Source organism: Kitasatospora sp. NPDC058218, from assembly GCF_042882445.1.
Taxonomy (GTDB): domain Bacteria; phylum Actinomycetota; class Actinomycetes; order Streptomycetales; family Streptomycetaceae; genus Kitasatospora.
On sequence record NZ_JBHVWC010000080.1, the window covers coordinates 1 to 20,370 of the forward strand.

Here is a 20,370-nt window from a genome sequence, read left to right on the forward strand (position 1 = left end):
GGCGGGGCGGGGCGCCCGTCGGCCACCATGCACACTATTACGAACCCGGGGCCATCCCCCCCGCCCCACAACCCCGCCTGGGGGGGCGCCGGACGTTGCCCGGCCCCCCCTCAGGCGTTCCCGGAGGAACGACCGTCGGGGCCCGGGGGTCGCCCCGGGGGCCCCACCGGCTCAGTGCCCCAGCGCCCGGGCGCCCGCCGCCCGGTCGGCGGCCTGCGCCTTGATCGCGCGCTCGACCCCGGCCCGCTGCTCGACGACCCGCCGGCGCAGCGCCGGCGCCGGCTCGGCCGTGCTCAGCCAGGCGTCGGTGGCGTCCAGCGTGGCCTGCTCGACCTGCAGCGACGGGTACAGACCGACGATGATCAGCATCGCGATCTCGTGGCTGCGGGTCTCCCAGATGCCCTTGAGCGCCGCGAAGTACTTCGCGCCGTACGGCGCCAGCAGCTCGCGCTGGTCGGCCTGCTGGAAGCCGGCGATCACCGCGTCCTGGACGTAGTTGGTGAGCTTGTCCGACTCCATCACCGAGGCCCAGGCCTTGGCCTTGCCCTCGGCGGTCGGCAGGGCGGCGCGGCAGCTGGCCGCGTGCTCCTGGCCGGCCGCGGTGTTGTCGCGGACCAGCTCGGCCGCGATGGCGGCCTCGTCGGCGCGGCCGGTGGCGGCCAGGCGGCCGAGCAGCGTCCAGCGCAGCTCGGTGTCGACGGCCAGGCCCTTGATCTCGGCGGAGCCGTCCAGCAGGCCGGCCAGCAGGTCCAGCTGCCCCTCGCTGCGGGCGACGGCGGCCAGCGCGCGGGCCCAGGCCAGCTGGTGGTCGCTGCCGGGCTGGGCGGCGCGCAGCTGCTCCTCGGAGGCCTCGGCCCAGCGGGCGAGACCCTGCTCGCTCCAGGCCGGGTCGGTGTAGGCGTCGAGGGCGAGCTTGACCTGGCGGTGCACCGACTGGACGACGCCGATGTCGGACTCCCGGCCGAGGCCGGAGACGGCCAGCGCCAGGTAGTCGCGGGCGGCGAGCTCGCCGTCGCGGGTCATGTCCCAGGCGGAGGCCCAGCACAGCGCGCGCGGCAGCGAGTCGGTGAAGCCGCCCAGGTGCTCGGTGACGACGGCCAGCGAGTCCTCGTCCAGGCGGACCTTGGCGTAGGAGAGGTCGTCGTCGTTGAGCAGGATGACGGCCGGGCGGCGCCGGCCGACCAGCTCGGGGACCTCGGTGCGCGGGCCGTCGACGTCCAGCTCGATCCGGTCGGTGCGCACCAGGGCGCCGTCGGTCAGCTCGTAGAGGCCGATGGCGATCCGGTGCGGGCGCAGGACGGCCTCGCCCTTGGCGCCGGCCGGCAGCGCGGGGGCCTCCTGCAGCACGGCGAAGGACTCGATCCCGCCGTCGCCGTCGAGGGTGAGCTCCGGGCGCAGCACGTTGATGCCGGCGGTCTCCAGCCAGGCCTTGGACCAGGCCTTGAGGTCGCGACCGCTGGCCTCCTCCAGTGCGCCGAGCAGGTCGGCCAGGCGGGTGTTGCCCCAGGCGTGCCGCTTGAAGTAGGCCTGCACGCCCTGGAAGAAGGCGTCCTGGCCGACGTACGCCACCAGCTGCTTGAGCACCGAGGCGCCCTTGGCGTAGGTGATGCCGTCGAAGTTGACCTGGACGTCCTCCAGGTCGTTGATGTCGGCCATGATCGGGTGGGTGGACGGCAGCTGGTCCTGCCGGTACGCCCAGGTCTTCATCTGGTTGGCGAAGGTGGTCCAGGAGTGCGGCCACTTCGACCCGGGCGCCTCGGCCTGGCAGACGGCCTCGGCGAAGGTGGCGAACGACTCGTTCAGCCAGAGGTCGTTCCACCACTCCATGGTGACGAGGTCGCCGAACCACATGTGGGCGAGCTCGTGCAGGATGGTCGCGGCCCGGGCCTCGTACGCGGCGTCGGTCACCTTGGAGCGGAACACGTACTGGTCGCGCAGGGTGACGGCACCCGCGTTCTCCATCGCGCCGGCGTTGAACTCCGGGACGAACAGCTGGTCGTACTTGGCGAACGGGTAGGGGTAGTCGAACTTCTCCTGGAAGTAGTCGAAGCCCTGCTTGGTGACGTCGAAGATCGCCTCGGCGTCCAGGAACTCGCGCAGCGACGGGCGGCAGTACACGCCCAGCGGCACCTTCTGGTCGCCGTTCTCGTAGCTGTCGAAGACGCCGACGTACGGGCCGGCGACGAGCGCCGTGATGTACGAGGAGATCCGGCCGGTGGGCTCGAACGTCCAGACCTGGCTGTCGCCGTCGCCGACCGGGGTCGGGGTGGGCGAGTTGGAGACCACGACCCAGCCCGTGGGGGCGGTCACCGTGAAGGCGAAGGTGGCCTTGAGGTCGGGCTGCTCGAAGGTGGCGAAGACGCGGCGGGCGTCCGGCACCTCGAACTGGGTGTACAGGTAGGTCTCGCCGTCGACCGGGTCGACGAACCGGTGCAGGCCCTCGCCGGTGTTGGTGTAGGCGCAGTCGGCGACGATCCGCAGCTCGTTCTCGGCGGCCAGGTTCGGCAGCGCGATCCGGCTGTCGGCGAAGTTGGCGTTGTCGAGCCGCTCGCCGTTGAGGGTGATCTCCTCGACGCTCGGCGCCACGAGGTCGATGAAGGTGGCCGCGCCGGGGGTGTTGGCGCTGAACCGGACCACGGTGGTGGACCGGAAGGTGCCTCCCTCCCGGGCCGAGCTCAGGTCGAGCTCGATGTCGTACGCGTCCACGTGCAGGAGGTCGGCCCGGGTACGGGCCTCCTCGCGGGTCAGGTTGGTGCCGGGCACTCGCAGGACTCCTTCGTCAGGCTGATGCTTCGCATCCTCCCATGCCCAACGTGCGGAGCCCGGGGAAATGTTCGAGGGCGGGGCGGAACAGGCCAACCGGCTTGTTCCGCCCCGCCCTCGACGGGGTCGGACGTCAGGGCGCTACGCCCGGGGCGTCACTTCTTCCCGTACTTGACGACGGGGGCCTCCGAGCTCGCGCTGCGGGAGAAGCCGTACAGCGAGCCGTCCGACTGCAGCACGTACTCGGTGGTGCTGGAGCCGAGGAAGTCGGCGCCCTTCTGGCTGGTGATGCTGCCGAGTTCGGTGCCGGCGCCGTCGGTCGGGGACAGCGTGACCACCTTGGCGTCCTTGCCGTACCCCATGTCCAGCACGGCCCGGACCTTGCCGTCCTTGTCGGTGCCGGAGACCAGCCGGATGCCGTCGTTGGTGCCGCCGGTGGACGACCAGAGCCGCTTGCCGGTCGTCAGGTCGTAGGCGTTGACCGCCGGCTTGGACGGGGTGGTCTGGACGTACAGCGTGGTGCCGCTGACGACGTTCTGGGTGAACGCGTCGGACTGGCCGGACAGGCGCAGGCTGTCCGCCCCGGGCTCCTTGACCGACATCGGGGTCATCGGCTTGTTGCTCTTGTCGAACGGCAGGATGTAGTCGCCGTTCGGACCGCTGGTCACCAGCAGCACCAGCGGCTGGTCCGACACGACCTTGTCGACGCGCTCGATGCTGCCGGTCAGCGGGATCGGCGCGGCGCTGGTGGCCTTGCCGGAGTCCGTGTCGACCAGCACCAGCTGCGACTTGGGGTTGGCGTTGGAGCCGTAGCAGCGGTCGCTCACGGCGATCTGGGCGCCGGCGGCCTTGCCGTAGACGTTGCAGTCCTTGTCACGGGGCTGGAACTGCCAGACCGGCGAGCCGTCGGCGATGTTCACCGCGCCGACCATGTTGCCGCCGATGCCGACGACCTTCTCGGTCACGGTGAGGGTGGGCGAGGACATCCGCTCGGTGCTCACCTTGGAGGTCCAGAGCAGCTTGCCGGTGCTGAGGTCGACCGCGCCGACGGTGGAGCAGTCGCTGTCACCGGTGTTGAGCGCGACGGCGGCGATGTGCTTCGAGTTCGCCCCGTAGGAGACGGCGCAGAACTCCTTGGCGCCGGACGGCGGCGTGATCGTCCACAGCTCCTTGCCGTCGGCCGAGTTGAGGGCGCGGATGCCGTAGCTGTCGGCGCGGACGACGGCCTTCTCGGCGCCCCAGATGCCGAGCAGCTGCGAGCCGCTGGCCGCGTTGGCGGGCTTGGCGGCGGTCCAGGCGAGGTTGTAGGCACCCGCCTTGCCGCCGTTGTTGCCGCCGGTGGTGCCGCCCGAGGCCGCCGAGGCACTGGGGTCGGTGGTCGAGCCCCCGGTGGTGCCGCCGGCGCTGGTGGCGCCGCCGTCGGCGGTCGGGTTGTCGGGGTCCTTGCTCTCGGTGAACAGCACGACGAGGCCGGCGATGATGGCGACCGCCAGCACACCGCCGATGATGCCGCCCCAGACCATCACCGGGTTGCGCTGCTTGGGCGGGGCCGGAACCGGCGCGCCGGGGAAGGCGTACCCGGGGGCCTGCTGCTGCGGGTAGCCGTAGCCGGCTCCGCCGTCGGCCTGCGGCGGCGCGGTGTAGCCGTACTGCTGACCGGCGTTGGGGGCCGCGAACGGGGGCTGGGTGGGGTCGTACGGTCCGACCGGCGCCGCGCCGGGCGGGGGCGGCGGGGCACCCTGGGCGGGGAAGGCGGCGGCGGTCGGCGCGTAGGCGTACTCGCTGCCCGGGGCGGGCGGCTGCCCGGGTGCGGCGCCCGGCGCGGCCGGTCCGGCCTGGCCGGGGACGGGAGCCCCGTCCAGCTGTGTCATCTGGTTCGCCACGGCGGCCGGGTCGACGCCGCCGGGCGTGCGCCCGAGCGAGACGCCCCGATTGTCCTGCGGACCGGTGCCGGGCGTGTCGCCCGCCCCCGGCGTAGGGTGATCCCCTGCCATCTGATGCCCCGTCATGTCTGGAAGCGCCCCCCGGCCGGGTCACGTCCGTGGCCGGTGGGACGGGTGAGAATGGGCACCATCGTACGGGTGGCCCGTTTTCGGCCGGTCGCAGGAGCCCTGGAGCCAGCGCGTCGCGCCTCTGAGCTGGGGCCCGTCCGCGCCTCCCGGCTCCCGTCCGCGCACCGCACCGCCCGGCCTCCCCACCCCCGCCTCGCACGTAGCCGCGCCACCCGCCGACGACAGGCCCTAGGCTTCAGGAGTTGAAGGGATCGCCCGGCGGAGGGGTTCCCTCGCCCTTGGAAGGGTGGATCATGGCGACGGACACACCGGGCTCGCAGTCCTCACTGCACCGGGCCAACCTGGAGCGGGTGCTGCGGGCGGTACGGATGGCCGGCTCGCTGACCCAGGCCGAGATCGCCCGCGGCACCGGCCTCTCGGCGGCGACCGTGTCCAACATCGTCCGGGAGCTCAAGGAGAGCGGCACCGTCACGGTCGCCGACACCTCCTCCGGCGGTCGCCGCGCCCGCAGCGTCTCGCTCAGCGGCGACGCCGGCATCGTGGTGGGGATCGATTTCGGCCACACCCACCTCCGGGTCGCCGTCGGGAACCTCGCGCACCGGGTGCTCGCCGAGGAGAGCGCGCCGATCGACGTCGACGTCTCCGCCGCCCAGGGCTTCGACCGTGCCGAGGCGCTGGTCGACCGGCTGCTCCAGCAGGCCGGTTTCCGCCCGGACAAGGTGATCGGCGTCGGTCTCGGCGTCCCCGGCCCGATCGACGTGGAGACCGGCGCGCTGGGCTCGACCGCGATCCTGCCCGGCTGGACGGGCATCGCCCCCGGCCGGGAGCTGGCCGAGCGGCTCGGCATGCCGGTGCACGTCGACAACGACGCCAACCTGGGCGCGCTCGGCGAACTGGTCTGGGGCGCCGGACGCGGCCTGAGCGACCTCGCCTACATCAAGGTGGCCAGCGGCGTCGGCGCGGGCCTGGTGGTGAACGGGCAGATCTACCGGGGCCCGGGCGGTACCGCCGGTGAGATCGGGCACATCACGCTGGACGAGGCCGGCCCGGTCTGCCGCTGCGGCAACCGCGGCTGCCTGGAGACCTTCGTCGGCTCCCGCTACCTGCTCGGCCTGCTGAGCACCACGCTCGGCCCGGACCTCACGCTGCCGGGGGTGGTCGAGCTGGCGCACCAGGGCGACCTCGGCTGCCGCCGGGTGATCGCCGACGCCGGCCGGCAGATCGGCACCGGCGTCGCGACCCTCTGCAACCTGCTCAACCCGCGCCGGGTGATCCTCGGCGGCGACCTCGCCGACGCCGGTGAGCTGGTGCTCGGCCCGATCCGCGACTCGGTGGCCCGCTACGCCATCCCCAGCGCGGCCCGCCAGCTGTCCGTCGTCCCCGGCACCCTGGGCGGCCGCGCCGAGGTGCTGGGCGCGCTCGCCCTGGTGATGAGCGAGATGGGGGACTCCGGTCCGGTCGGGCGATCCGTACAGGCGTCCGTCGCCCGACCGTGAGTGTCGGTGGCCCGGCCGCGCCCCGACCGTCCGTGCCCGGTATCGACCGGGTGTGCCGTACTTCGACCGTCCGTGCCCGCCGTCGGACCCTCTGTGCCCGCCGCCGGTGATGAGAGGCGGTGACGGGCCGATGGCACCGGGCACCCCGCTCGGTGTCCGGTAGGCGGACATTAGACTCGACCGGTCGGCACCGACCGAGACCGATCGGAGCGCGTCGGCACACCGGGCAGCGAGGCCCGTCGGACCGCCCGCGGTCCGCGACTTTGAACGAGGAGGAACGGGTGGCCCTGCTGACCCGAATTCGGGGACCGCGCGATCTCGACCGGCTCACGCCCGGACAGCTGGCCGCGCTGGCCCAGGAGATCCGGACCTTCCTGGTGACCGAGGTCTCCAAGACGGGTGGCCACCTCGGGCCCAACCTCGGCGTCGTGGAGCTGACCGTCGCGCTGCACCGGGTCTTCGACTCGCCGCGCGACCGCATCCTCTTCGACACCGGCCACCAGAGCTACGTGCACAAGCTGCTCACCGGCCGCCAGGACTTCTCCCGGCTGCGGATGAAGGACGGACTCTCCGGCTACCCCTCCCGCGCCGAGTCCGAGCACGACGTGATCGAGAACTCGCACGCCTCCACCGTGCTCTCGTACGCCGACGGCCTGGCCAAGGCCAACCAGCTGCTCGGGAAGCACGACCCGGTCGTCGCGGTGATCGGCGACGGTGCGCTCACCGGCGGCATGGCCTGGGAGGCGCTCAACAACATCGCCGACGCCAGGGACCGCCCGCTGGTCATCGTCGTCAACGACAACGAGCGCTCCTACTCCCCGACCATCGGCGGCATGGCGAACCACCTGGCGACGCTGCGCACCACCCAGGGCTACGAGCGGTTCCTCTCCTGGGGCAAGGACGCCCTGCAGCGCACCCCGGTGGTCGGCCAGCAGCTCTTCGAGACGCTGCACGGCGCCAAGAAGGGCCTGAAGGACTTCATCGCCCCGCAGGGCATGTTCGAGGACCTCGGCCTCAAGTACATCGGCCCGATCGACGGCCACGACCTCACCGCCCTGGAGTCCGCGCTCACCAAGGCGCGCGGCTTCGGCGGCCCGGTGATCGTGCACTGCCTCACCGAGAAGGGCCGCGGCTACCACGCCGCCGAGAACAACGACGAGGACCGCTTCCACGCGGTCGGCGTGATCCACCCGGAGACCGGCCTGCCGATCAAGAGCGCCGGCAAGGACTGGACGTCCGTCTTCGGCGAGGAGATGGTCGCGCTCGGCCACGAGCGCGAGGACATCGTCGGCATCACCGCCGCGATGCTCCACCCGGTGGGCCTGGCCCCCTTCGCCAAGGCCTTCCCGAACCGGATCTTCGACGTCGGCATCGCCGAGCAGCACGCGGTGACCAGCGCGGCCGGCATGGCCACCAACGGTCTGCACCCGGTGTTCGCGGTCTACGCGACCTTCCTCAACCGGGCCTTCGACCAGGTCCTGATGGACGTGGCGCTGCACAAGCTGGGCGTCACCTTCGTGCTGGACCGGGCCGGTGTCACCGGTACCGACGGCGCCTCGCACAACGGCATGTGGGACATGTCGATCCTGCAGGTCGTCCCCGGTCTGCGGCTCGCCGCCCCGCGCGACGCCGACCAGCTGCGCGCCCAGCTGCGCGAGGCGGTCGAGGTCGACGACGCCCCCACCGTGGTCCGCTACTCCAAGGGCACGGTCGGCCCGGCCGTCCCCGCGGTCGGCCGGATCGGCGGCATGGACGTGCTGCGCGCCCCGCAGGCCCCGGCCGACGAGCCCCGCGCCGACGTGCTGATCGTCTCGGTCGGCGCGATGGCCCCCACCAGCCTGGAGGTCGCCGACCTGCTGGCCGCCCAGGGCATCACCGCCACGGTGGTCGACCCGCGCTGGGTCAAGCCGGTGGACCGGGCCCTGCCGGGTCTGGCCGCCGAGCACCGCGCGGTCGTCACGATCGAGGACAACGGCCGGGTCGGCGGTGTGGGCGCCGCCGTGGCGCAGGCGCTGCGCGACGCCGAGGTGGACGTCCCGGTGCGCGACTTCGGCATCCCGCAGGAGTTCCTGGACCACGCCTCGCGGCCCGAGATCCTCGCCGAGATCGGCCTCACCGCCCCGGACATCGCCCGGAAGGTCACGGCACTGGTCTCCCGGCTGGACGTGGCGACCGTACGGGCCTGACCGTCCCGGCCGGGACGGCACCGTCCCCGTGGGCGGCCGCCCCGCGGCCGTTTGCCACAACTGGGCAACAGTTCGCCACAAGACAGGCTGATAATCGCACCAAAAAGGCGGGACCGGCGCTGCCCGCGCCGATCCCGCCCGGTAGGTTGTCATCCGTGCCGACCCCCACCCGCCCCCGCCTCGCCGGGCTCGCCGAGCGCCTGCCCGACCGCGTCCGCCAGGGTTACTGGACGAGGCTGGTGCCGGTGCTGGCCCTGGTCGCGCTCGCCACCCACATCCCCTCCTTCGTCCGGCCGGTCTGGAGCCCCGACGAGGGGTTCCTGGCCACCCAGGCCCGGATGCTGGCCGACGGCGGTGTGCTCTACGACACCGTGGTCGACCGCAAGCCGCCGCTGCTGCCCTGGCTCTACCAGGCCTGCTTCGCCGTCTTCGGGTCCGCCTCGCTCTGGCCGCTGCGGACCCTGGCGGTGGTCGCCCACCTGGTCACCGCGATCCTGCTGGCCTCGATCGCCCGCGGCCGCTGGGGCAACCGGGCGGGCGCCGGAGCGGGCCTGCTCTACCTGCTGGTCTCCATCGGGCTCTCCCCGGAGGACACCCAGGCGGCCACCTTCGAGGTCTTCATGCTGCCCGCCATGGTGGCCGCCTTCCGGTACGCCGAGCGGCGTCGCTGGCTGGCCGCCGGCATCGCGGTGGCGCTCTGCTCGCTGACCAAGCAGACCGGCGGCGCGGTGCTGCTGCCGGTGCTCTGGATGCTGTTCCAGGACGCCCGCCGGCGCGGGGTCCGCTGGCCGCCCGCCCTGTTCAAGATCGGGTTCGGTTTCACGCTGCCGATAGCGCTGGTCGCGGTGATCCTCACCAAGCCCAAGGGCTTCCTGTTCTGGGTGGTCACCGGCAGCGGTGACTACGCCTCGGTCGGCGGGGCCTGGCTGCAGATGGCCGGCCGAGCCCTCGGCAACTCGGCGATCCTGATCGGCGCCGGACTGGGCTTCCTGCTGCCGGTCGGCCGCCGGCTCTGGCTGAAGTACCGCCACCGCCCGCTGCCGGTCGCCGGGGAGGAGCACGGCTCCACCACCGACCTCTGGGTCTGGCTGGTCTCCTCGGTGGTCGCGGTCAGCGTCGGTTTCCACTTCTTCGGCCACTACTACCTGCAGCTGATGCCCCCGCTGGTGCTGCTGGGCACCGGCGCGGTGGCCACCTCGGCGATCCGCTGGAAGCCCGTCCTGGTGTACACCACGGCCGCCGCCACGGTGTTCTGGGGGCTCGCGCTGGCCTGGCCGGGGGAGCGGCTCAACCGGACCACCGAGGTGGCCACGGCCGTCGCCGCGCAGAGCAAGCCGCAGGACACCGTGCTGGTCTGGGGCATGCACCCGGAGCTGTACTGGCTGGCCGACCGCAAGCCGGCCACCCGCTACCTGACCGCGGGCTTCCTGACCAACTTCAGCGGGGGCAAGGACGGCAACGCCAACGTCGGCGAGCAGTTCAGCGTCAGCAACGCCTGGCAGACCTTCGACCAGGAGATCGCCAAGGGCCTGCCCGAGATCGTCGTGGACGACTCCGGCCTGGCGCCCTACCAGCCCGGCATGATCCCGAAGATCGAGAACCTGCTGGACACCCACTACGAGATGGTCGGCGTCTTCGCCGACACCGTGGTCTACCGCCTCAAGCGCTGACCGCGCCCGGCGCCCGGGCCGTCGCCCCGGCGCCCCCGGCACGCGGGAGCCCCGGCGCCCCCGGCAACGCAGGAGCCCCGGTGACCGTCGAGGTCACCGGGGCTCCTGCGTCCTACCGCTACGCCTTAGGCGGGCACGGAGGCCACGCCCGGGGCGAGGAAGCGCTTGCCGTTCACCCGCTCCGAGACGCCCTCACGGTCCAGGTACGGGGTGATCCCGCCCAGGTGGAAGGGCCAGCCGGCACCGGTGATCATGCAGAGGTCGATGTCCTGCGCCTCGGCGACGACACCCTCCTCCAGCATCAGGCCGATCTCCTGCGCGACGGCCTCCAGAGAGCGGTTCAGCACCTGCTCCTCGGTCAGCACGCTGTCGCCGAAGGTGAGCAGCTCCAGCACCTCGGGGTCGAGCACCTGCTTGCCGTCGACCCAGGTGTAGAAGCCGCGCTTGCCGGCCTTGACCACCTTGCCGAGGTTCTCGGAGACGGTGAACCGCTCCGGGAAGGCACCCTTCAGGGTCTCCGAGACGTGCAGCGCGATGGCCGGGCCGACCAGCTCCAGCAGCACGATCGGGGACATCGGCAGGCCGAGCGGCTCGACGCCCTTCTCGACCGTGGCGATCGGGGTGCCCTCGTCGATGATGTCCTGGATCTCGCCCATGAAGCGGGTCAGGATCCGGTTCACCACGAACGCCGGGGCGTCCTTGACCAGCACCGAGGTCTTCTTCAGCTTCTTCGAGACGCCGAAGGCGGTGGCCAGCGCGGCGTCGTCGGTCTGCTCGCCGCGGACGATCTCCAGCAGCGGCAGGATCGCGACCGGGTTGAAGAAGTGGAAGCCGACGACCCGCTCGGGGTGCTTCAGCTTCGAGGCCATCTCGGTGACCGAGAGGGAGGAGGTGTTGGTCGCCAGCACGCAGGTCGGCGAGACCACGTCCTCCAGGTCGGCGAAGACGGTCTGCTTGACGCCCATCTCCTCGAACACGGCCTCGATCACGAAGTCCGCGTCGCCGAAGCCGGCGGCCTTGTCGAGCGAGCCGGTGACCAGGCCCTTGAGCCGGTTGGCCTTGTCCTGGCCGATCCGGCCCTTGCCGAGCAGCTTGTCGATCTCGGCGTGGACGTAGCCGACGCCCTTGTCGATGCGCTCCTGGTCGATGTCGGTGAGGACCACCGGCACCTCCAGACGGCGGGCGAACAGCAGCGCCAGCTGCGAGGCCATCAGACCGGCGCCGACGACGCCGACCTTGGTGACCGGGCGGGCCAGCGACTTGTCCGGCGCACCGAACGGGCGCTTGGCGCGGCGCTGCACCAGGTTGAAGGCGTAGATGCCGCTGCGCAGCTCGCCGCTCATGATGAGGTCGGCCAGCGCCGCGTCCTCGGCGTCGAAGCCGGCCTGCAGGTCGGCGTCCTTGACCTGCTGGATGATGTCCAGCGCCTTGTAGGCGGCGGGAGCCGCGCCGTGCACCTTGGCGTCGGCGACCAGGCGGCCCCAGGCGACGGCGTCGTCCCAGGCCTTGCCGCGGTCGATCGCCTCGCGCTCGACGACGACGTCGCCGGTGAGCACCTTGGCGGCCCAGAGCAGCGACTGCTCCAGGAAGTCGGCCGGCTCGAAGATCGCGTCGGCGATCCCCAGCTCGAACACGTCCTTGCCCTTGAGCTGCTTGTTCTGGCTCATCGAGTTCTCGATGATGACCTTGATCGCCTTGGAGGGGCCGATCAGGTTCGGCAGGATGGTGCAGCCGCCCCAGCCCGGGACGAGGCCCAGGAAGACCTCCGGCAGCGAGAACGCCGGCACGCCCGCGCTGACGGTGCGGTAGGTGGCGTGCAGGCCGACCTCGACGCCGCCGCCCATCGCCGCGCCGTTGTAGAAGGCGAAGGACGGGACGGGCAGCGCGGCGATCCGCTTGAAGACCTCGTGGCCGCCCGTGCCGATGGCCAGCGCGTCCGCGTGCTCCTTGAGGATCTCGACGCCCTTGAGGTCGGCGCCGACCGCGAAGATGAACGGCTTGCCGGTGATCGCGGCACCGACGATGGTGCCCTCGGCGGCCTCGGCCTCGACCTGGTCCAGCGCGGTGGACAGCTTCAGCAGCGAGCCCGGGCCGAAGGTGGTCGGCTTGGTGTGGTCGAAGCCGTTGTCCAGGGTGATCAGGGCCAGCCGGCCGGCCTGCAGCGGCAGGTCCAGGTGGCGGACGTGCGCGGTCGTGACGACCTCGCCCGGGAACAGCTCGGCGCCCTGCTGCAGCAGCTCAGTCGTGGTGCTCATGGTCACTTACCACCCTCGAACTCAGTCTTCTGGGTCGCTCCGCTCCAGTGGGGGTTCTCCCAGATGATGGTGCCGCCCATGCCGAAGCCGATGCACATCGTGGTGAGGCCGTAGCGGACGTCCGGGCGCTGCTCGAAGCGGCGGGCCAGCTGGTTCATCAGGCGCACGCCCGAGGAGGCCAGCGGGTGGCCGTAGGCGATCGCGCCGCCGAACGGGTTGACCCGCTCGTCGTCGTCCGCGATGCCGTAGTGGTCCAGGAAGGCCAGCACCTGGACGGCGAAGGCCTCGTTGACCTCGAAGGCCTGGATGTCGTCGATGGTCAGACCGGCCTTGGCCAGCGCCTTCTCGGTGGCCGGGACCGGGCCGATGCCCATCACCTCGGGCTCGACGCCCGCGAAGGCGAACGAGACCAGGCGCATCTTGACCGGCAGGCCGAGCTCCTCGGCGACGTCCTCGGCGGCCAGCAGCGAGGCGGTGGCACCGTCGTTCAGACCGGCCGAGTTGCCCGCGGTGATGTTGCCGTGCGGGCGGAACGGGGTCTTCAGACCGGCCAGCGACTCCATCGTGGTGCCCGGGCGCATCGGCTCGTCCGTGGTCGCCAGGCCCCAGCCGGTCTCGCCGACCGCGGGGTTGGTGTTGCGGATCGAGATCGGCACCAGGTCCGGCTGGATGTCGCCGTTGGCGTACGCCTTGGCGGCCTTCTCCTGGGAGCGCACGGCGTAGGCGTCGCAGCGCTCCTTGGTGATGTGCGGGAACCGGTCGTGCAGGTTCTCCGCGGTCATCCCCATGAACAGGGCGGACTCGTCGACGAGCTTCTCGGACACGAAGCGCGGGTTCGGGTCGACGCCCTCGCCCATCGGGTGGCGGCCCATGTGCTCGACGCCGCCGGCCACGACCACGTCGTACGCGCCGAAGGCGATGCCGCCGGCGGTGGTGGTCACGGCGGTCAGCGCGCCCGCACACATGCGGTCGATGGCGTAACCGGGGACGGACTTCGGCAGGCCGGACAGCAGGGCCGCGGTGCGGCCGATCGTCAGACCCTGGTCGCCGATCTGCGTGGTGGCCGCGATGGCGACCTCGTCGATCCGCTCGACGGGCAGGTTCGGGTTACGGCGCACGAGCTCCCGGATGCACTTGACGACCAGGTCGTCGGCGCGCGTCTCGTGGTAGATGCCCTTCGGGCCGGCCTTGCCGAACGGGGTGCGGACGCCATCGACGAAGACGACGTCCCTCGCGGTACGAGGCACGGGGGCTCTCCTCCCAGGGACCAACAGGTTGAGGTGGGCAGGCTGCCGCCGTCCGTCGCACGAGGGCACGTGAGCGGCGCTGCTTCGCTGTCATGCTACCCGCCGGTAACCAACCTGCCCAGGCCCGGCGGCCGGTTCTCCCGGTGTGTCCCCCGACACGTCCCCGCGCCCGGAGCCGTGCGGAGTGCGCGACGGGTGTGCGACGGGTGCGTGACGGCCGCCCGGGGACGACGGAGGGGATGCCGTCGAGCGACGGCATCCCCTCCGTCCCGGCGGCGGTGCCCCGCTGCCGCGGTGTCCGGTCCGGCCCCGGGCTACTCCGGCTCGGCCTCCGCCGCCTTGACGAAGGCCGCCGCCACCACCGGCGCCACCAGGTCGACCTGCCACTGCCGGGCGCCCAGCCGGCGCAGCGCGGCGGCCACCCCGGCGGCGCTCGGGTCGGCCGGCGGCTCCCAGGACACCCGGCGGACGAGGTCCGGCGTGATCAGGTTCTCGGCCGGAAGGTTGCGTGCCTCGGCCAGCTCGCTGACCGCGGCCCGCGCCCCGGACAGCCGGGCGGCCGCGACCGGGTCCTTCTCGGCCCAGGCGCGCGGCGGCGGCGGGCCGTCGTGCGGTGCGGCGGCCGGCGGCAGCTGGTTCTCCGGGATCTCCCGGCCCCGCTGGACGGCCGCCAGCCACTGCTCCAGCTGGCGCCGGTGCACCCGCGGCCCGAAGCCCTGGACGCCCTGCAGGGCGGCGATGTTCAGCGGCACGGCCAGCGCGGCGTTGACGATCGCGGCGTCCGAGAGGATCCGGCCGGGCGACACGTCGCGCTCCTGGGCGAGCCGGTCCCGGGTCAGCCAGAGCTCGCGCACCACGGCCAGCTGGCGGCGCCGGCGGACCTTGTGCAGCTGCGAGGTGCGGCGCCACGGGTCGGTGCGCGGTGCGGGGCGGGGCGCCGCGGCGATCGCGGCGAACTCCTCCAGCGCCCAGTCGAGCTTGCCCTGGGCGTCCAGCTCCCGTTCGAGTGCGTCCCGCAGCTCGACCAGCACCTCGACGTCCAGAGCGGCGTAGCGCAGCCACGGCTCGGGCAGCGGGCGGGTGGACCAGTCGACGGCCGAGTGCTCCTTGGCCAGGCTCAGCCCGAGCACGCTCTCGGTCATCGGTCCGAGTCCGACCCGGGCGAAGCCGGCGATCCGGCCGGCCAGCTCGGTGTCGAAGAGCCGTTGCGGCTTCATCCCGACCTCGGACAGGCAGGGCAGGTCCTGGGTGGCCGCGTGCACCACCCATTCGGTGTCCGCGAGGGCTGCGCCGAGTCCGCTGAGGTCGGGGCAGGCGATCGGGTCGATCAGCGCGGTGCCGGCTCCCGCGCGGCGCAGCTGGATGAGGTACGCCCGCTGGCCGTAGCGGTAGCCGGAGGCCCGCTCGGCATCGACGGCGACCGGTCCGCTGCCCGCGGCGAAGGCGGCGACGGTGGCGGCCAGCGCCTGCTCGTCCGCCACGACTGGCGGGATCCCCTCCTTCGGTTCGAGGAGCGGGACCGGGGCTGCTTCTTCTTGGGTGGCTGCTACGGCGTCGGTCACTCACCAAGGGTACGACGGTCCTCGGGGCCGGGAGTGTTGTCGGACTGGTCAGACCGGGTTCGTGACTATGCCACCGGGCGGCCTCCACCGTCCCCGCCCCTGCGGTTCGGAGACGACCGGGGACGCCAATGCGGCGGTCCTGGAGGAAACGTTCCTCCAGGACCGCCGCAGCGGTCCTGCCGATCGCTCAGTGGATGATGCCGGTGCGCAGCGCGACCGCGACCATCCCGGCCCGGTCGCCGGTGCCCAGCTTGCGGGCGATCCGGGCGAGGTGGCTCTTCACGGTGAGCGCGGACAGGCCCATCGCCACACCGATGGCCTTGTTGGACTGGCCCTCGGCGACCAGCCGCAGCACCTCGACCTCACGGCCGGAGAGCTCGCGGTAGGCGGCCTGCTGGGTGCCCGGGGCGCCCGGTGCTCCTGGCGCCCCGGGAGTGCCCGGAGCACCGGCCGCACCGGGCACGCCCGGCATGCCGGGACGGCGCATCCGGCCGGCCAGGCCGCCCGCGCCGAGCGGCAGGCCGGGGCGTCCCGGCATGGCCACGTTGGTGCGGGTACCGGTGACCACGTAGCCCTTGACGCCGCCGGCCAGCGCGCTGCGGACCGCGCCGATGTCGTCGGCGGCGGAGAGCGCCAGGCCGTTGGGCCAGCCCGCGGCACGGGTCTCGGCCAGGATGGTCAGCCCGGAGCCGTCCGGGAGATGGACGTCGGCGACGCAGATGTCGCGCGGGGTGGAGACCCGGGGGCGGGCCTCGGCGATCGAGGACACCTCGATCACGTCCCGGACGCCGAGCGCCCAGAGGTGGCGGGTGACGGTGTTTCGGACACGGGGATCGGCGATGACCACCATGGCGGTGGGCTTGGTCGGCCGATAGGCGACCACGTTTGCGGGGTGCTCAAGAAGGACCGACACCAGGCCTCCTGCGGGGAGTGGCGGACGGAACCCCGATGGGGGCGGTCGGAGTGTTCCGCGTTTGGAAAGGGTCACAGTCTGCTTCGGCAGCTACCGTGCCCGGCTTTAGCGAAAGATCACGATCTAGTGAGTAACAATACGGACAAATCGCGCAGATGACTGATGCGACATGCCTGGAATTCGTACAAAATCGATCAGAACCGGCACGGAGTAGTCACGTTAGGCCGGACATTGACGCAGAGCGGGTCCGAAGTCACACTCCGTCAGCCCTGGGGGTGGCGCTGTGCCCGGTGCCGCCGCGGCGGTCCGCGGACCACCCGTCAGTGCGAGCGCGGGCGTCGGCGGGCGGGCATCGGGACCACCCCACCGAGTGATGGCACGTCGGCGGTCGGCTGCGGCGCGGGAGCGGCCGGCGGCAGGCCCGCGCTGATGCAGAGCAGGTCCCCCCAGGCGGCCAGGTGCCGCTCGAAGCGGCCGTCGGCCGGCGTCCAGGAGGCCCGGATCTCGATCTCGGTGGACGACTCGCGGTCCGCCAGGGCACCGAAGTACTGCGAGGCGCACCTGGTCACCGTGCCGGACGGCTCCGCGTACCCGGCGCCGTGCGCCTGCAGCGCGTCCAGCAGCCAGGCCCAGCCGACCTCGGAGAGCATCGGGTCGCCGGCCATCTCGGGCTCCAGCTCGGCCCGGGTCATGGTCACCACGCGGAAGTCCCCGTTCCAGGCCTCCTGCCCGGCCGGGTCGTACAGCAGCACCAGCCGGCCGTCGGCCAGCTCCTCGCCGTCCACCTCCACCGAGGCGGTCAGGGCGAACGCGTGGGGGGCGAGCCGGCGCGGCGCCGGGGCGGGGGAGAGTTCGAGCTCGGGGCGCAGCCGCGCCCCCGTCAGGGCCTCGACCGCGGCCCGGAACTCGCTCGGCGCCGCCTCCCGACCCGTTCCGCCACCTGTTCCGCCACCCTGTGCGGGGTGCCCGCCGACCGCTGCCATGCCCCGAAGACTAGGTCGAAGACCGGGGTAATCGCCGCAACTTCTGCCCGCGCGGCGTGCCGGGACGGCAAACCGGTCAGATCTTGGAGGAACCCACGAGGCCGGGCGGGGAGTCGGGTCCGGAGCGCGTGCGAAGATTTGAACCGTGAGCGAGACAACGGCAGACACCACGGCAGCCACTCAGGCAGGCACCCCCACCGGTCAGCAGCCCTCCGTGCGACGCGGCGCCGCGCACGACTCCGCGTTCCTGCGCGCCTGCCGGCACGAGCCGGTGCCGCACACCCCCGTGTGGTTCATGCGCCAGGCCGGCCGCTCGCTGCCCGAGTACCTGAAGGTCCGCGAGGGCATCCCCATGCTGGAGTCCTGCATGCGGCCCGAGCTGGTCAAGGAGATCACCCTGCAGCCGGTGCGCCGGCACAAGGTGGACGCGGCGATCTTCTTCAGCGACATCGTGGTGCCGCTCAAGGCCGTCGGCATCGACGTCGACATCAAGCCCGGCATCGGCCCGGTGATCGCCGACCCGATCCGCACCGCCGAGGACCTCAAGCGGCTGCGCCCGCTGGAGCCGGACGACGTCTCCTACATCACCGAGGCGGTCGGCCTGCTCGTCGACGAGCTCGGCCCCACCCCGCTGATCGGCTTCGCCGGCGCCCCCTACACCCTCGCCAGCTACCTGATCGAGGGCGGGCCCTCCAAGAACCACGAGAACACCAAGGCCATGATGTACGGGCAGCCCGAGCTGTGGGCCGCCCTGCTCGACCGGCTGGCCGACATCACCGCCGCGTTCCTGAAGGTGCAGATCGAGGCCGGCGCCTCCGCCGTCCAGCTCTTCGACTCCTGGGTGGGCGCGCTCGCCCCCGACGACTACCGCCGCTCGGTGATGCCGGCCAGCACCAAGGTCTTCGACGCCGTGGCCGGCTACGGCGTGCCGCGGATCCACTTCGGCGTCGGCACCGGTGAGCTGCTCGGCCTGATGGGCCAGGCCGGCGCGGACATCGTCGGCGTGGACTGGCGGGTGCCGCTGGACGTCGCCGCCGAGCGGGTCGGCCCCGGCAAGGGCCTCCAGGGCAACCTCGACCCGGCCGTCCTCTTCGCGCCCACCGAGGCGGTCGAGGCCAAGGCCCGCGAGGTGCTGAACGCCGCCCAGGCGCTCGGCACCAGCGGCCACATCTTCAACCTCGGCCACGGCGTGCTGCCCAGCATGGACCCGGACGCGCTCAGCCGGCTGGTGGCGTTCGTCCACGAGGCCAGCGCGCGCTGACCGGCCGCGGCGACGGTTTCGACCTGGCGGGCCCCGTTCGGCGGGGGCCCGCCACCGTCGTCCTCAGGGCTCCTGCCGCTCCGGCGCCCCCCGGTCCTCGCCCTCGTCCTCCCCTCCCGGCCGCCGGTGCGGCAGGTGCGTGGGCTTCGGCGGCAGCGCGGGCCGCCGGCGCCGACGGACCAGCAGGAGAACCAGGGCCGCCGGTACGAGCACCAGCAGGAACGGCGTCGCCGCCGCGACCGCGACCGCGATGCCGCGCACGATCGCGACCAGGACGTCCCAGCCGCCGCCCAGCGCCGAGCCGACCGAGGCCCAGAAGCCGTCGTCCTTCTGCGCGTCCGGCTCGTCCGGCGCCGCGGTGTCCGCCTTCTGCCGCACGTCCAGCGTGATGGTGGAGAGCGAGGTCTTCGCCGACAACTCCTTCAGCTGCTTCTGCAGCGACTCCAGGTCCGCCTCGCGGCGGCTCAACTCGCCCTCCAGGCTCGTGATCTCGGCCAGCGTCTTCGCCTGGGCCATCAGCGCCCGGACCCGGTCCACGCTCGCCTGCTGGGTCTGCATCCGGCTGGAGACGTCCGCGACCTGCTGGGTGAGGTCGTCCGCCTGACTCCTGCGGGACAGCACCTCGCCGAGCCCCGCCAACTGGTCCAGGGTCTGCTGGAACGCCGCCGACGGCACCTTCACTGTGAGCTGCCCGCTCTGCGGACCGGGCGCGGGGCGGTCCTCCGGGCGCCGGCCGGTGCCCCCGTCGGCGGGTTGCCCACCGCTGCCGCTCACCGTCTCGCTCGCCACGTAGCCGCCCGCGCCGACCGCCAGCTCGCGGGCCCTCGCCAGGGCGGTGTCCGCCTTCGCCACCCGCACCGACAACTGCGCGCTGTACGCGATCTGCCGGGCGTCCACCGCCGGCACCAGGTACGGCTGCCCGCCGCCCGACTCCGGCGCGGCCTTCGGAGCGGCCGAGGCCGCCGCCCCCGGAGCCGCCGGCGCGACCGCGTCACCTCGCGCCGCTGCCGCCGCGTCGCCGGCCCTGCCGTCGGACGCACTGCACCCGCCGGCCAGTACCGCCACCACGGCCACCGCCGCCAGCGCCCCCGCTCTGTGCCGTCCTCGTTCCATGATCGAGCCCTCCCCATGTCCACGGTCGCGGCGCCGCTTCCTTCCGGCACTCGCACCATTCGACGGGCCCGGGCCCGGATCGGACCCGCCCCGGAGGTCGCAGCTCGATCACGGCTCGGCCGCGGAGCGGACAAGGCGTCAGCTCACCTCGGTACCGACACGGCACGCCGGCCGGACGCGGGCTCACCGGATCGGTCGGTCCCCGGGACTCCCGGGTACCGCGTGGTCCCTCTTCCGGTCAGTTCTCCGGGCGAGCAGATGCCCGAGGACCACCGCGGACGCTACCTTGGGCCCATGAGTGAGTTGCCGGACTGGATGTACGCGCCCCGCGAGGAGGGGTGGTTCGCCGAGGACCTCGACCACCTGCCGCAGGCGCCGCGCCACACCGAACTGATCGACGGAGCACTGGTCTTCATGATGTCCCCGCAGCGCTCCTGGCACAGCCGGGTCGTCACGGCCCTGACCGGTGCGCTGGAGGCGCTGGTGCCGGACGGGGTTCTCGCCGAACGTGAGATGACGATCAAGCTCGACCGGCGCAACCGGCCGGAGCCGGATCTCCTGGCCGCCACTGCGGACTTCGACCCGGACCGTACCTGGTACGCCCCCGACGAGGTCTCGCTCGTGGTGGAGGTCGTCTCGCCGGAGTCCGCGCACCGGGATCGCGTCGTCAAGGTCCGCAAGTACGCCGAGGCCGGGATCCCGCACTACTGGGTGGTCGAGGAGGAGGACGGCCTGCCGGTGGTGCACGTCTTCGAACTCGAAGCCATTACCTCCTCCTACGCTCCTGCCGGGATCTTCCGGGGCCGGCTGCACCGGCCGGTCCCGTTCCCCGCCGACATCGACCTCGACGCCCTCGTTCCTGTCCGGAAGCGGGCGGATTGAGGCATTGGTGTAAGGACCTGCGAGACT

Annotated in this window: 13 protein-coding genes; 5 read left to right on the top strand and 8 right to left on the bottom strand. The window is 72.6% G+C overall.

Features of this window, described 5'->3' with window-relative positions; translation table 11 throughout:
* Positions 1–171: 171 nt before the first annotated feature.
* Together pepN and ACFVYI_RS36720 are read right to left on the bottom strand one after the other, a co-directional pair.
* Positions 172–2,763 (bottom strand): aminopeptidase N, encoded by a 2,592-nt coding sequence (pepN, locus tag ACFVYI_RS36715; protein WP_387893681.1) that lies wholly within the window; start codon positions 2,761–2,763, stop codon positions 172–174.
* A gap of 155 nt (positions 2,764–2,918) precedes the next feature.
* Positions 2,919–4,757: a PQQ-binding-like beta-propeller repeat protein gene (locus ACFVYI_RS36720; RefSeq protein ID WP_387893683.1), complete on the bottom strand. Its 1,839-nt coding sequence runs from the start codon at positions 4,755–4,757 to the stop codon at positions 2,919–2,921.
* A gap of 311 nt (positions 4,758–5,068) precedes the next feature.
* Between ACFVYI_RS36720 and ACFVYI_RS36725 the strand changes: the two genes are divergently transcribed.
* From ACFVYI_RS36725 to ACFVYI_RS36735, 3 genes are all read left to right on the top strand, one after another.
* Positions 5,069–6,271, top strand: coding sequence for an ROK family protein (locus ACFVYI_RS36725; RefSeq protein WP_387893685.1), 1,203 nt, complete (start codon positions 5,069–5,071; stop codon positions 6,269–6,271).
* A 281-nt stretch (positions 6,272–6,552) separates the two neighbouring features.
* On the top strand, positions 6,553–8,457 hold the full coding sequence (dxs, locus tag ACFVYI_RS36730) for a 1-deoxy-D-xylulose-5-phosphate synthase (RefSeq protein ID WP_387893687.1): 1,905 nt from the start codon (positions 6,553–6,555) through the stop codon (positions 8,455–8,457).
* Between the two features lie 155 nt (positions 8,458–8,612).
* Positions 8,613–10,127 (top strand): ArnT family glycosyltransferase, encoded by a 1,515-nt coding sequence (locus ACFVYI_RS36735; protein WP_387893689.1) that lies wholly within the window; start codon positions 8,613–8,615, stop codon positions 10,125–10,127.
* A 125-nt stretch (positions 10,128–10,252) separates the two neighbouring features.
* Here ACFVYI_RS36735 and ACFVYI_RS36740 read toward each other — a convergent pair whose 3' ends face one another.
* From ACFVYI_RS36740 to ACFVYI_RS36760, 5 genes are all read right to left on the bottom strand, one after another.
* Positions 10,253–12,382, bottom strand: a complete 2,130-nt coding sequence (locus ACFVYI_RS36740; protein ID WP_387893691.1) for a 3-hydroxyacyl-CoA dehydrogenase NAD-binding domain-containing protein — start codon at positions 12,380–12,382, stop codon at positions 10,253–10,255.
* Between the two features lie 2 nt (positions 12,383–12,384).
* Entirely contained in the window at positions 12,385–13,629 is a 1,245-nt protein-coding gene (locus tag ACFVYI_RS36745) for a thiolase family protein (RefSeq protein WP_387893693.1), read from the bottom strand.
* Between the two features lie 314 nt (positions 13,630–13,943).
* Positions 13,944–15,191, bottom strand: a complete 1,248-nt coding sequence (locus ACFVYI_RS36750) for an HRDC domain-containing protein (protein ID WP_387893695.1) — start codon at positions 15,189–15,191, stop codon at positions 13,944–13,946.
* Positions 15,192–15,378: 187 nt separating this feature from the next.
* A complete protein-coding gene (locus ACFVYI_RS36755; protein WP_387893697.1) occupies positions 15,379–16,104 on the bottom strand; it encodes a LuxR C-terminal-related transcriptional regulator in 726 nt (241 codons plus the stop codon).
* A gap of 320 nt (positions 16,105–16,424) precedes the next feature.
* Positions 16,425–17,087, bottom strand: coding sequence for a DUF3000 domain-containing protein (locus ACFVYI_RS36760; RefSeq protein ID WP_387893699.1), 663 nt, complete (start codon positions 17,085–17,087; stop codon positions 16,425–16,427).
* A 145-nt stretch (positions 17,088–17,232) separates the two neighbouring features.
* Here ACFVYI_RS36760 and hemE point away from each other — a divergent pair, with 145 nt between their 5' ends.
* A complete protein-coding gene (hemE, locus tag ACFVYI_RS36765; protein WP_387893701.1) occupies positions 17,233–18,348 on the top strand; it encodes a uroporphyrinogen decarboxylase in 1,116 nt (371 codons plus the stop codon).
* A gap of 63 nt (positions 18,349–18,411) precedes the next feature.
* On the opposite strand, the gene ACFVYI_RS36770 is transcribed toward hemE, so the two are convergent.
* The gene (locus ACFVYI_RS36770; RefSeq protein WP_387893703.1) at positions 18,412–19,461 is read right to left on the bottom strand and encodes a DUF4349 domain-containing protein; all 1,050 of its coding nucleotides are present in this window, start codon (positions 19,459–19,461) and stop codon (positions 18,412–18,414) included.
* 294 nt (positions 19,462–19,755) lie between these two features.
* Here ACFVYI_RS36770 and ACFVYI_RS36775 point away from each other — a divergent pair, with 294 nt between their 5' ends.
* Complete coding sequence (locus ACFVYI_RS36775) at positions 19,756–20,343, top strand: Uma2 family endonuclease (RefSeq protein ID WP_387893705.1); 588 nt, start codon at positions 19,756–19,758, stop codon at positions 20,341–20,343.
* Positions 20,344–20,370: the final 27 nt, after the last annotated feature.